Here is a 410-nt window from a genome sequence, read left to right as displayed (position 1 = left end):
GTGAATGTGCCCGGGGTTACCGGTCCGGTGGGTACGCGGTCAGCGCCTTGCACATCGTTGGTCAGGACGTTGCCGGTCAGGGTCAGTTGGCTTTCTGACGCGGTTCCGTTGCTGTCGTCGTTGGCTTTTGGCAGGTCGTCGACGATGTTGACGTCCAGCGTGCCATTGGCGGTGGTGCCGTTATCGTCGACTACCGTGACGGCGAACTGCTCAGGCAGATTGTTCGCACCGTCGGCGTTCGGATGGGCTTCGTTATCGGCCAGGGTGTAGCTGTAACTCACCACGCCGGTAGCAGCGTTGAAACCGGTAATGGTCAGTGTGCTGCCCAACGGCGTGGTGATCGATTGCGGGAAACCTGCCGCTACACCGTTGGTGACGACGGCGATGCCGCCGACGGTCAGGGTTGTGAC

General features: G+C 61.5%; 1 protein-coding gene. It reads right to left on the bottom strand.

Features of this window, described 5'->3' with window-relative positions; all coding sequences use genetic code 11:
- The coding region (locus QZR14_RS28215; RefSeq protein WP_311998313.1) for a hypothetical protein at positions 1–410 on the bottom strand (410 nt) is incomplete at both ends.

Source organism: Pseudomonas sp. rhizo66 (assembly GCF_031931925.1).
GTDB lineage: Bacteria > Pseudomonadota > Gammaproteobacteria > Pseudomonadales > Pseudomonadaceae > Aquipseudomonas.
This window is presented reverse-complemented; position numbering and strand designations above follow the sequence as displayed.